The sequence below is a fragment of the Myxococcus sp. CA023 genome (assembly GCF_010998615.1).
Lineage (GTDB): Bacteria > Myxococcota > Myxococcia > Myxococcales > Myxococcaceae > Myxococcus.
This window is the reverse complement of record NZ_JAAEAH010000097.1, coordinates 22,579-34,226: the sequence shown is the minus strand read 5'-3', so window position 1 is coordinate 34,226 and position 11,648 is coordinate 22,579. Positions and strand designations below refer to the sequence as shown.

8 protein-coding genes and 1 pseudogene are annotated in these 11,648 nt (G+C 63.9%); all 9 read right to left on the bottom strand.

Annotated elements, in window-relative coordinates; all coding sequences use genetic code 11:
• Positions 1 to 188: 188 nt before the first annotated feature.
• Positions 189 to 404 (bottom strand): annotated as a pseudogene (locus F8M74_RS38705) (transposase); the annotation flags it as partial.
• A 177-nt stretch (positions 405 to 581) separates the two neighbouring features.
• The gene (locus F8M74_RS32350) at positions 582 to 2,078 is read right to left on the bottom strand and encodes an IS66 family transposase (protein WP_141257196.1); all 1,497 of its coding nucleotides are present in this window, start codon (positions 2,076 to 2,078) and stop codon (positions 582 to 584) included.
• A gap of 46 nt (positions 2,079 to 2,124) precedes the next feature.
• Complete coding sequence (tnpB, locus tag F8M74_RS32345) at positions 2,125 to 2,490, bottom strand: IS66 family insertion sequence element accessory protein TnpB (protein WP_141341701.1); 366 nt, start codon at positions 2,488 to 2,490, stop codon at positions 2,125 to 2,127.
• A gap of 4 nt (positions 2,491 to 2,494) precedes the next feature.
• Positions 2,495 to 2,809, bottom strand: coding sequence for an IS66 family insertion sequence element accessory protein TnpB (locus tag F8M74_RS32340; RefSeq protein WP_141257194.1), 315 nt, complete (start codon positions 2,807 to 2,809; stop codon positions 2,495 to 2,497).
• Positions 2,810 to 3,342: 533 nt separating this feature from the next.
• Entirely contained in the window at positions 3,343 to 6,726 is a 3,384-nt protein-coding gene (locus F8M74_RS32335) for an NACHT domain-containing protein (protein WP_141257192.1), read from the bottom strand.
• Positions 6,727 to 6,752: 26 nt separating this feature from the next.
• The gene (locus tag F8M74_RS32330) at positions 6,753 to 7,310 is read right to left on the bottom strand and encodes a peroxiredoxin (RefSeq protein WP_141257191.1); all 558 of its coding nucleotides are present in this window, start codon (positions 7,308 to 7,310) and stop codon (positions 6,753 to 6,755) included.
• 59 nt (positions 7,311 to 7,369) lie between these two features.
• The gene (locus tag F8M74_RS32325) at positions 7,370 to 7,735 is read right to left on the bottom strand and encodes an HPF/RaiA family ribosome-associated protein (protein WP_141257190.1); all 366 of its coding nucleotides are present in this window, start codon (positions 7,733 to 7,735) and stop codon (positions 7,370 to 7,372) included.
• A gap of 149 nt (positions 7,736 to 7,884) precedes the next feature.
• Entirely contained in the window at positions 7,885 to 8,979 is a 1,095-nt protein-coding gene (locus tag F8M74_RS32320; protein WP_141257189.1) for a hypothetical protein, read from the bottom strand.
• Between the two features lie 8 nt (positions 8,980 to 8,987).
• Complete coding sequence (gene tssH / locus F8M74_RS32315) at positions 8,988 to 11,645, bottom strand: type VI secretion system ATPase TssH (protein ID WP_141257188.1); 2,658 nt, start codon at positions 11,643 to 11,645, stop codon at positions 8,988 to 8,990.
• Between the last annotated feature and the right edge of the window lie 3 nt (positions 11,646 to 11,648).

Genomic DNA, 11,648 nt, shown 5'->3' with positions numbered 1-11,648 from the left:
AGCGGCCGGCTTTCAACAGCTCGACCACCCGCTCACGGAACTCCGGCGGGTATGGGGGACGTGACTTCGGCATCGTGGGACCCTTTTCGCACAGCGGGTGGAACTCCACGAAACCGGGGCAACTTCACGTCAGCAAGGGAGCCAAGCTCATCCACATCGAGCCGCAGCGCCTTGAAGAAGGCTTCCCAGCGTCCTGTCTTCGTCCAGCGATGGAACCGATTGTAGACCGTCTTCCAGTGACCGAACCGCTCGGGCAAGTCCCGCCACTGCACCCCGGTCTTCACGCGCCACACCACTGCGTTGATGAAGTCACGGTCCCCTCGCTTCGAACGAGGGCCGCTCCTGGAGCCCAGCAGGGGCTCGATGCGGCTCCACTCGGCATCGCTCAGTTCATGTCGGCGCACAGCCCGCGTTGAGCATGCCTAGCGCCAGGCAGCAACTCCGATTGAGGCACTGCCCAAACGTGCCAGATAGCCGTAACCGACCGACGGCCGGCGTTCGGCAGGCACACCGGTGCCCGCGCGCAGCGTGGTCGTCACGCTCGCCTGTTGGAAGTCCACGTCACAGCCTCCTGATGAGTCTCAGGACGAGTCGAGCGCAGACGCGGGTCGCCAGCGATGCGGCAGCAGTTCGTCGAGGCGGGCGGCGGGGTGGCTGCCCAGGCGCAGCAGCACGTCGGCCAGGTACTCCTCGGGATTGACGTGGTTGGCCTCGCAGGTGGCCACCAGCGCGTAGAGGCCCGCGAGGTTTTCGCCCGCGGCCTCGTGGCCAACGAAGAGAAAGTTTTTACGGCCCAGCGCCGCCTTCCGCAGCGCTGATTCCGAGCGGTTGTTGTCGAGGGGGAGTCGCTCATTCTCGACGAAGCGCGTGAGGGACTCCCACTGCTTCAGCGCGTAGGAAATGGCCTGGCCCAGCGGACTCTTGGGCGGGTGACGCGGGGCCTGCATTTCAAGCCAGACGTGCAGTCGCGTGAGGACGGGAGCGCTGTGCTGCTGGCGCAGCTCGCGGTGGGCGGCGGTGCGCACCATGTCCGCGTCGCGCACCTGGGCCTCCACGCGGTACAGCTCAAGGATGAAGTCCAGCGCCTCGCGTGCCTCGGGCGCGGTAGCCAACGCGTCGAAGAAGCGGCGCCTGCAATGGGCCCAGCATCCGACGCGGACTCGCCCCTGCGGCAGTGTCACCGCGTTGTAGCCGGTGTATGCGTCCACCACGAGGGCGCCCGAGGTGCCACCCAGGACTTCCTTCGGCGTCTTGCTGGCCCGGCCCATGCTGAAGCGGTAGCCGATGAGCCACTCGCCCGCCTCATTCTGGGTGAGGAAAGTCCAGAGGTAGCCCAGCTTCGTCTTCTTCACGTCCAGCACGCGCAGCGGCGTCTCGTCGGCCCACACCACGTCCGCGGCGGCAATGGACTGCAAGAGGTGCTGGGAGAGAGGCAGCAGCACCGAGGCGGCCTGGTGGAAGAGGTCCGTCAGCGTGCTTCGGCTCATGGGCGCGCCGCTTCTCTCCACCCGCTGGGCCAGTCGGTGCAGCGGCATTGCATCCGCGCACTTCGACGTCACCACGTGGGCCAGGAAGCCGGGGCCGTACTCACCTCTGTCCACCACCTTGGCCGGAGGCGGGGCGGTGACGACGCCCCGGCCGCACGCGCACGCCAGCACCTCCTGCACGTGCACTTGCTTCTCGAAGCGCGCGGGAAGGTGCTCGTACACCACCGAGGTGCGACCTTTGCCCAGCGGCCGTAAGTCCTCGCCGCCGCACGCCGGGCAGTGGCGCTCCTCGGCTGGCACCGCGTGGCGAATCTCCCGCGCCGGGGCCTCCTCCGCCTTCCGGGCGGCCCTCTCCTGGCGCTTCTTCTTCGCGGCGTCGGCCCGGGCCGCAGTCGAGTCCATAGTCCATCGCAGCTCGGCATCCACCGTCGGCAGTTTCTCCGCCCGCCTGCCGAAGACGTGACGCTGCAGGGCCGCCAACTGCCCCTTGAGCGCGTCCACCTCCCCGCCGATGCGGCTCACCTCGGCTTTGAGCTCCTCCTCCTCCTCGCGCCAGGGGCAGAAGTGGTCTTGCGGAAGCTCTCGGGGCACCGGGCCTCAACACGCCGCCGCCGTGCTGCGTCCCCGGCCAGCAGCGTCACGTGCCGGTACGCCCGGGAGGCGTCCAGGCGGGCTGGCGCCTCACCTGGGCCACGTCGATGCCGTCCAGCAGCATTGCCAATTGCGTGGCGTCTAGGTGCACCACCTGCGCGTCCTCGTCCACCGGCGGCAGCCGGAAGCGGCCCGTCTCCAGCCGCTTGTACAGCAGCACGGAGCCGCCACGGCTCCACGTCAGCACCTTGACTCTGTCCCCCTTGCGCGAGACGAAGGCGAAGAGATGCCCTGAGTAGACGTCCTCTCCCCACTCGCTGCGCACCAGCGCCATGAGGCCGTCAATCGACTTGCGCATGTCCACCGGCTCGGTGGCCAGCACCATACGCACCGAGGCTGGAAGGGCAAACACTGCCTCACCGCCCCAGCGCGGCGACGAGCCGGGCCACGTAGACGACGTCGGTGCCCTCCTCGAAGCGCACCCGCGCTCCGCTCGCCGTTGCCACCTCCAGCATCGACTCCGTCGCCGCGGGCCCCGTCGCGACCTCCACCGGCAGCAGGCGCACTCCCACTGTCTGACTGCCGTGCAAACGGCGGCGCCGGTACACCCACGACTGCAACGTGCTCAATCGCAAACCTCGCTGCGAGGCGAACTCCTTCTGCGTCAGTCCGCTCGCCTCGAAGGCTTCGGCGACCCGAAACCACTCCTGTTTCTCCACCGGCTTCGACATGCACGCCAGGGTCCACGGCGCCAACTCTTCACTCAATGCCCCTCTGCACGTCGTTGGCCGGACGGATACCCTAAGACGGCAGAGTGATCAGCCGCCCCCTCTATGCTGAGAGAACTCCTTCTGCGTCAGCCAGCTCGCCTCGAAGGCTCCGGCGACCCGCAACCAGCCTTGCTTCTCCACCAGCTTCGATGCACGCCAGGGGCCATGGTGCCCACGCCTCCGACAACGTCCCGCAGCACGTCGTTGGTCGGACGGACACGAAAGAACTGGCGTGCCTACCCCCAACTTAGCACGTCGGCCGTTGGTCAGTTACTCACCATCTGCGCGTTGAGTTCATCCGCGTAAGGCACCTCGTCCTGCCTGCGCTCTCCCCAGGGGGCATCTGCTCTGCACCTCGGCTGAAACGACAACGTTCCCGACACAGAGGGGGAGGCCCACCCAGGGCTTGTGTTTCGCGTTTTCCTCGCGCCACGTTCATGCGCACCTTCGGAGATTGGCTGGTACGTCGTGCGCAGTTTGAACGTTGGGTTTTATCAGAGCGTGTTCTTCATTGATACATGCGTCTTTGACTTGAGCTGTTTGATGACTTCGGGGCTAGTCACGCGAACCCATTCTAGCTCAAGAGACTTCATTGCCGGGCAGCTTAGTAGTGGGGAAAGGTTGGGGCGCCCATGTGGGAAAGATATGTGCAGGGAGAATGGTCGCTCAATGCGTTGTAGGATTGCGAGATCAAACGACTCGGACATGCTTCTCAGTTTGATGGACAGGAAGCGGCTGTGTCTGTTTAGTGAGGTGATGTTTTTAAGGGCTTCGAATCGGTCTATCGAGAGGGTCCATAGGTGTTCGATTTTTCCGGCGAACGCCAAGTCGACGACATTGCTTAGGCCTGATAGGGAAATATATTCAAGTGTTTTTGAGTGTTTTTCGATGTGGGGTGCAAATATGTCGAATGGAGTTGCCTTGGGATTCTGGGCCGAAATAGCTAGGTTCGTCAGTGAGTTGATGTCGTTAAGGAAGTTGGCAGAGAAAAGAGGAGTGTCCATGTGTACTTCGAAGGATTCGAGATGGGGCGGGAGGCGTATGCTGTGCAATGATTCAGGCGTGCCAATATTGTGGAGGTAGATGTCTTTTAGGTGATTGTTGGTGCGCAAGTCGAGCGACTGCGTAAGGAAGGGGAGTTCGAACAGGGAGAGTGAGCGAATGTTCTCCATGGCGCTAATTTCTGAGAAGTCGCTCATGCTGACTATTTCTCCTATCGAAAGGCGAATGAGATTTTTGAGATGTCGCAGAGTAGGTAGTTTATCTGTGGTTAGTCTCCATAAATTGAGTCGCTGTAGGTTGGGTAGTGCTTCGATTGGAGATAGGTCTATGTGCTTTAACGTGCGGCCACCGTCGATCTTGAGATGCTTTATCGCTCTGTGGTGAAGTAGAGGTGTTAGGTCTGTGTCTTCTGGGTCTGTGATTGATATGTCTTCTATTTTTTTTATGGATTCTATTGAAGACAGTGGGATTCCGGGGCGGATTTCTATGCTTGTTGCGTCTGAGAGCAGAGATGAGGCGTATTCTTTCGGATCGAAATAGCTCCAAGCGCGAATTATTTCTTGTTGGACAGTGCGCCTGGGGTCTGTGCGATACGACTTGAGTGCATTGAGTGCGATGGGGCCCCCGATGGTCGCGAGCGTTCTGACGCAAGCGGCTGCTTGGTGGGCGAGGAGCTTGTCGCTTGCTTGTAAATAGGGAACGGCGAGATCTCCGGCGGCCGCCAGTGCTTTTGCGTCGCTCATATTCGTTGGAGGAACTAGTGATTTTATGCGTTTGCTTACTTCGATGCGGAGCAGTTCGCTGCTTTCGACGACGGAGCCCATGCAGCCGACTGCCAGCATGTGGAGTTGGTGTCGCGTGCTTTTGTTTTTATCTCCCTCGTTGATTAGGTGTGATATAAGTTTCTCCGCCGTCTTGGTGGATGCTAGGCCTGCGGCGAGGGTGATGACTTCGCGCCAGCTTTCGTCGGTTGCGTGTCGCGTCAGCAGGCCGATGTCTTCTTCGTCGAGCGCGGCTTGTGCTGCTAGGAATTCTTGGAAGGTTTTGTGGATGAAGTCGACGCGACTTGTTACGACTTCCCGAAGCACGCCAGAGCGTTCGAGTAATAACTGGCATACGTCTTTGCTTTCGGGGCAGGGGGATAGTCCGAGATTTGGGAGTCTGTTTGATATGCGAGTGGTGAGTTGGTCTTGGGATGCTTCAGTGAGGCCATTTCTTAGTAAGTAGTATGCAAAGTCCTGAAGGAGTAGGCTCTTCTGACGGAAAGTGAGATCTGGATAGTCAGTCAGTTTTATTTGCCGCTCCGGATCTCGCCTGTCGACGAGTGCCTCAATACAGGCCTTGTAAAGGCCAATTCGTTCCTTTGGGAGGCGCCTGTTTCTGTCTCTGTATAGGGCGCAAATCATTGCACAGAGCAGGGGAGTGCTGGCAAGGTTTGTGAGGCGTGGCTGGGTCTTTAGGAATTCCTTTAGGTCCGAAGCAAGCGGAGCGAGCGCCGCGCGCTGTGTCTCGGAGGTCAGTTGTTCGAATATTGCCTTATGCCAATGGTCTATGAATTCGCCGATTCGATAAAGATCCATTGGTTGGAGTTCGACGCGCTTAAATCCGTTTCGCTCATACCATTGCTCGCCAGATGCGTAGGGGCGCGACGTTAGGAGTAGTACGGTTTCCGGAAATTGCGCGCGCAACGAGATAATCCACTCTCGGAGCGATGCTCTTCGGGTCTTTGGGAGCTCGTCTACGCCATCGATCAGGAGGATCGCCTGTGAGTCAGATAGCTTTTCGTGGGCCCAGTTTAGGGACATCTGGCCTGCGACTTCTGGTGCAGTGAGGCTTGGGAATGTTTCAGGTGGAGGAAGAGGAGCTGTTGCGAAATCCCGCAGGCGAATGAAGAATGGGATGCGATTGTTTAGGTGGGCTAGTTTTCCTTGGAATGTCATTCCTGCGGCTTGGACTGCTATCCACTGCAGGAGTGTTGTTTTTCCGGAGCCTGCGTGGCCTGTTATGAGTAGTGCATTCGAAAGGCCGATGCCCTCTTCGACGCCCATGATTGAGTCGTCGGAGGTTTCTGGTGAGGGAGATTTTATGTCGACGGGAGGGGTTGTTCGGGCTGCGTCTTCTGGGGGTTGTTGGTGTTTTGCTGACAGGGAGACGTATGCTACGGTTAAGGAGTAGTGTCGATTTGTTTCGGATACGTCAATGCCAAATAGTGAAATTTCCGAATGGCGCCTCGTGATGGCGAGCCTGAAGTCTTTTTCAAGCCTTGCCTTTGAGCTTTTTGCTGCTTGTGGCGAAATTGCTTCGTTGAGTCGCTGAAGATTTGATGCGATTTCACTTACTTTTCTAAGTATCGTGTCGTCCCTGGTCAGCAACTCCCCTATCGTCTGCTCTGTGAATCCAGGTAGACGTGAGGCTGTGTCGCATATGAATTGAGCGGAAAACGACAGGATTGATTTGTAGAGTTCTAGCTCTGTGGGGGATAGGCCTTTAGTGGAAAATGGAGAGACTTCGTTGCATTTCCTCACCAAACTTGCGGGATCGAGATTTGTTTGCGCAAGGAGTTTGGGGGTTATGTAGGCTGCCTCCAGTGTGTCTGAAACTGCGTGTGCGGCTGAGAGTATGGAGTTTTCTGGTAGCTCGCAGCCGTCGTGCGTTAGTGTTTGGCTGACCTGTTCTGCGATTGTGATTGATATCTTCTCGAGCTGTAGTTGGGCTCGCTTTTGGGCGAGGGTTTCGGGTATGTAATGTTTGAAAGTGTCTAGCAGGCTTTGTGGGTTGTTGGCGCTGGATTCGTGTCGAAGCCAGCGAGTGATTATGCTTTTGGCGATTGTTGTTCCTATCTGCCATGCTTTCTCTGAAATTGGATCCGCAGTCATTGGATCCACAGCATAAAGCGAGCAATCTACAGCAGCAATCGCCAGAACAGTCCGGCCAGGGTGGTGTAGCCCACCGCCGCGCGTTCCACGCGCCCCTCCGAGGAGATGAAGAACACGGTGGGGAAGCTGTTCACACGAAAGGCGGATTGAATGGCGTCGTCCCCGAGGAGCACCGGGTAGTCAACCTTGTGCTCCCGGGCGAAGCGCCGCACGGCCTCCTCGTCTTCGTAGGCCACGGCAACGGACACGACATGCGCGGAGTCCCCCGCGAGCTTGCGCAACTGCGAGAGGTTGGAGGACTCCATTCCGCAGACGCCGCACCAGGGGGCCCAGAAGGCCAGCACCACCGGCTTGCCGCGGAGCGCGTCCAGCCGCACAGTGTCACCTGTCAGCGTCTGGAGGGTGAAGGCGGGCGCGGGTGTCCCCGCTCCGGGAAGGTTCCGGGCCTGCCACGCGGCCACCGCCGAGAAGAGGAGGGCGAACACGACCAGGTCCACGCCCCAGCGCACCCATCGCCGCTCCCGGGCACGGGCCCAGGTGGACTTCAGCCTCGCCAACATCCCCGTGCCGCCCTGCATGTGCATCCTTTCGATTCGGGACAGGCCACGGCCGCCCGGAAAGGGGCGGCCGTGCCTGCGTCACATCATGTCAGCGCGGCGGCCTCGTCGGGCTGCCAGGCCGCGTCACGCAGCCGGGCGCCGTCCTGGCGCTGCGCGCGGCCCACTGCTCGCGTGACGGCGTTGCTGGCGCGCTCCAGCGTCCGGTCGATGGCCGCCAGCAGGTTGGTGTCCGAGGACTCGATGGCCAGCTCCCGCCCGTGTTCCAGGCGGAGTGCCACGCGGCACACCTGGTCCACGCCGCCCTTGGGGCCGTTGGCATCCTCCAGCCGCACGACGACTTCCTTCACCCTGTCGGACAGTCGGTCCAGGGCGAAGCGCACGCGACGCTCGGTGTAGGTTCGAAGGGTCTCTGTGAGGGGGATGTTCCGGGCTCGGATTTCGACTCGCATCCAGGACGCTCCTTCCGGGGCCCACCATGGGCCCACGCCTCTATCTCTGTCGTCGTGACGCTTTTGCCGCAAATAGGAAAAGCCCCCGTGAGCGCTTCGGAAAACCGAAGGTTCACGGGGGCCGGTGGCGGGGCCATGAGGCCCTGGAATTACGGGCCGCTGGACGTCGCGGTGCTGCCCGCGGGCTTCTTGGCAGCCGCCTTGGCGGGTGGGCTGGACGCGCCCGCCGTCGCGGGGGCCTGCGCCTTGCTGGCCGTCTCCGGGGCCGCGGCGTCCGTGGGGGCCTTCTTCGCGGGCATGGCCCAGATGGGGGCCTCCGGCATCGCGCGGGCACCAATGCGCACCTGCTGCTCCACCATGCGCGACCACAGTGACGCCTTGTTGCCTACCAACGCGTTGTTCGCCAACTCCAGGGCCCGCGTGTCCTGTGCGCGACGGTAGAGGCGTGGGGCCACGTCCGGCTGGGCCGGGTCGGAGTCGCTCACCTGCACCTGCTCCTGCACGCTGATGCCCTCCTCCGCGAAGGTGAGGGTGGACGTCAGCTCGAACTTGCGGCGCAGCCCGTTGGGCAGCTCGAAGGTCATCTCCCGGGACAGGGGGAACCACGCGGCGCCCAGGCAGGCGCGGCTCGCGTTGGAGACGGACTCGCTGAAGAAGCGGTTGGTGCGCAGCGGCATGATGCGCGCGTGCCGACGGCAGACCTCCTCGTCACCGGAGGTGCACGCGTCACCTTCCGCGACGAGGATTGGCGTGCCCTTCACCTTCTCCAGGCGCAGCTTGGTGTGCTTCGCCATGGCGCGCAGCGAGCCCAGGGCCTCCACGCGGAAGCCCTGCTCGGTGCTCTCCACCAGGGCCACCGGGCCCAGGGCCTCGCCGTTGGTGAAGCGCCGCGTCTGCACCCAGACCAGCCGCTGGCCCGCCTGGAGCGTCTCCAAGACGAGGTCCTCCTCGGAGAGCTTCTCCGCGGGAGGTAGGGCCTGCGAGTCCGGACCGGCCTCCAGGCACTCGTCCGCGGCCGGGTCCTGCCACCACACCGGGGCACCGGCGCAGTCCACGCTGGGGCGCGGGTTGGCGCCCGTGTCCTTGTCGTAGCCGTGGAGCAGCAGCGCGAACCAGGTGTCCGGCGTGGGGAAGGAGCGCGCGTTGGGGCCCGCCTCGGCGAAGCACATCGACGGCTTGGGGACGGCGGCGCAGCCGGCCAGCAGCGACAGCGCGACGGCGGAGGCCTGAAGCGTTCGTTTCATGGGTTCTCTCAGGCCTCGGCGAACCGGAGGTCCCAGTCGCCTCCCTCGGTCAGGGCCACATGCAGCTTTGGGGGCACCGCGCCGCTCACCAGGTGCTGCAGCAGCTCGCGGGACAGCGCCGGCATCAGCGAGCCCTGGAGAATCTGCTCCATGTTGCGCGCCCCCATCTCCGACTCCGTGCAGCGGCGCGCAAGCTCGTCCAGCAGCTCTGGCGCCAGCGTCGTCTCCACGTTGTGCGCCGTGCGCAGCCGGCTCACCAGCTTGGCCAGCTTCATCTCGGCAATCTGGCGCATCACGTCGCGCTGCACCGGGCCGAAGGGGACGACGGTCATTCGAGCCAGCAGCGCCGGCTTGAAGTGCTGGCTGAGCGCGGGGCGAATCACCGACAGCACCTCGTCAGAGGTGGGCTGCGCGCCGTCCTCGAACATCCGCATCACCAGGTCCGAGGCCAGGTTGCTGGTGAGGATGAGCACGGTGTTCTTGAAGTCCACCGCGCGGCCCTCGCCGTCCGTCAGCGAGCCCTTGTCGAACACCTGGTAGAAGAGGTTCATCACCTCCAGGTCGGCCTTCTCGCACTCGTCCAGCAGCACGACGGAGTAGGGCCGCTGACGCACGGCTTCCGTCAGCAGGCCGCCCTCGCCGTAGCCCACGTAGCCCGGCGGCGAGCCGATGAGCCGGCTCACCGTGTGCTTCTCCTGGAACTCGCTCATGTTGAGCGTCGTCATGAAGCGCTCGCCGCCATAGAGCGCGTCCGCCAGCGCCAGCGCCGTCTCCGTCTTGCCCACGCCGCTGGGGCCCACGAAGAGCATCACGCCAATGGGCGTGTCCGGGTTGCGGATGCCGGCCTGGGAGATGCGGATGATTTCCGCCACCTTCTTCAGCGCCGCCTCCTGGCCCCGCACCCGGCCCCGGAGCTTGTCCTCCAGGTTGAGCACCGATTCCAGCAGGTCGCTGCGCATCTTCCCCACGGGCACGCCCGTCCAGCCCGCCACCACCCGCGCGACGATGTCCGCGTCCACGTCCGCGTGCACCAGCGGCACCTCGCCGCGCGTGGCAGCCAGCTTCGCCGCCGCTTCGTCCACGGCCGCCTTCAGTGGCGCGGAGTCCGTGTCCGGAGCGGCCTCGCGCAGGGCCTTGCGGGCCTCCATCAGCGCCGCGACGGCCGTGCGCTCCGTCTCCCAGCGCGCATGCAGCGTGGCACGTGCATCCACCGTGGCGCTCAGCTTCGCCTCGGCGGCCTCCAGGGACGTCTGTTCGTCCGGGCCGCCCGTGCCCTCGGCGAGGTCGCGCTTGCGCGTGTCGCGCTCGCGCTCCAGCGCCGAAATCTCCTGGTCCAGTTGCACCAGCTCCTCGGGCCGGGTGGACAGCTCAATCTTCACGCGGGCCGCGGACGTGTCCAGCAGGTCCACCGCCTTGTCCGGGAGCTGCCGGCCGGAGATGTACCGGCTGGACAGGCGCACCGCGGCGGTGACGGCTTCGTCGCGGATGATGACGCCGTGGGCCGCTTCGTACGTGGGGCGCAGGCCGCGCAGCATCAGCTCCGCGTCCTCCTCGCTGGGCTCCTCCACCTTGACCGGTTGGAAGCGCCGCTCCAGCGCGGCGTCCTTCTCGAAGTACTTCTTGTACTCGGCCCAGGTGGTGGCCGCGAGCGTGCGCAGCTCGCCGCGCGCCAGCGCCGGCTTGAGCAGGTTGGACGCGTCCGTTCCGCCCTGCGAGCCGCCCGCGCCGATGATGGTGTGCGCCTCGTCGATGAACAGGATGATGGGGGTGGGGGAGGCCTTCACCTCGGAGATGACGGCCTTGAGGCGGTTCTCGAACTCGCCGCGCACGCCCGCGCCCGCCTGGAGCAGGCCCAGGTCCAGCCCCAGCAGCTCCACGTTCTTCAATGCGTCGGGCACCTCGCCCCGGACGATGGCCCAGGCCAGGCCCTCCACCAGCGCCGTCTTGCCCACGCCGGGCTCGCCCACCAGGATGGGGTTGTTCTTCCGGCGACGGGAGAGGATGTCCACCATCTGCCGGATTTCGCGGTGCCGGCCGAAGATGGGGTCGATCTTCCCCTCGCGCACCCGGCCGGTGAAGGACGTGGCGAAGCGCTTGAGGGCTTCATCCCCACGGCCGCCCGCGCCACCGGCCGCGCCTCCCGCGGCGCCACTGGCGGCGGCATCCGCGGAGGCGACCTCGACGTTCTCGGGCGAGGGCCGCAGCACCACGTCCAGCGAGCTCATCAGCTCGTCGCGGCTGATGGCGTCCAGCTCGGGGAACAGCTCCGCGGTGTAGCGCGCACGCCGGCTGACGAACTGGGCGAACAGCAGGCCCGAGCGCAGCCGCGTGGCGCCTTGCTCCACGGAAGCCAGGAGCCACGCTTCCTCGAACCACTGGAACAGCGTCTCGGAGAAGACGGGCCTGCCGGAGCTGCCCGCGCGCAGGCCCTGGAGGGCGCGCTCCATGCTGGCCAGCAGGTGGCGGCGGTCCACGCCGAACTGCTGGAGGATGCGCGCGACGTCCGAGTCCTCCGGCTCCAGCATCTGCACCAGCATGTGCTCCGGGACGATTTCATAGAACCGTCCCGCGCTGGCCCGGGCCACGGCGGCCTCGAGCAGACGGGTAGAGGTGGGCGTCAGGCGACGGACGAGCGCTTTCGGATCGACGCGAATGGGAGCCCCCAAAAA

Excerpts from the sequence above, each read along its gene's own strand:
- F8M74_RS32325 (WP_141257190.1), bottom strand. The coding sequence starts at position 7,735 with ATGCGAGTCGAAATCCGAGCCCGGAACATCCCCCTCACAGAGACCCTT.
- F8M74_RS32340 (WP_141257194.1), bottom strand. The coding sequence starts at position 2,809 with ATGTCGAAGCCGGTGGAGAAACAGGAGTGGTTTCGGGTCGCCGAAGCC.
- F8M74_RS32320 (WP_141257189.1), bottom strand. The coding sequence starts at position 8,979 with ATGAAACGAACGCTTCAGGCCTCCGCCGTCGCGCTGTCGCTGCTGGCC.
- F8M74_RS32330 (WP_141257191.1), bottom strand. The coding sequence starts at position 7,310 with ATGCACATGCAGGGCGGCACGGGGATGTTGGCGAGGCTGAAGTCCACC.
- F8M74_RS32335 (WP_141257192.1), bottom strand. The coding sequence starts at position 6,726 with ATGACTGCGGATCCAATTTCAGAGAAAGCATGGCAGATAGGAACAACA.